The organism is Erwinia sp. PsM31, assembly GCF_030433775.1.
Classification (GTDB): Bacteria; Pseudomonadota; Gammaproteobacteria; order Enterobacterales; family Enterobacteriaceae; genus Erwinia; species Erwinia aeris.
The window spans coordinates 1-221 of sequence record NZ_JARUWZ010000129.1; the positions used below are offsets into that span (position 1 = coordinate 1).

At 49.8% G+C, this 221-nt stretch carries 1 tRNA gene; it reads left to right on the plus strand.

Annotation, left to right across the window (positions count from 1 at the left end):
* Window positions 1-114: 114 nt before the first annotated feature.
* Window positions 115-180, plus strand: a tRNA-Arg gene (locus QCD69_RS22720).
* Window positions 181-221 lie beyond the last annotated feature (41 nt).

The window sequence follows — 221 nt, forward strand, 5'->3', positions numbered from 1 at the left end:
GCATAGACCTGTACATGGGAAAACGTGTTGATATATGAAGTCCTTGAGTAGCAGCCACACTTACGGTAACATATGCTACTGGATGATCGCCCCCGTTTATGCTGTCGCTGTCTCCTTAGTTTAATGGATATAACGAGCCCCTCCTAAGGGCTAGTTGCAGGTTCGATTCCAGTAGCTTATACACATCTCCGAGCCCACGATACAGGCCGCGCTATCGCGCG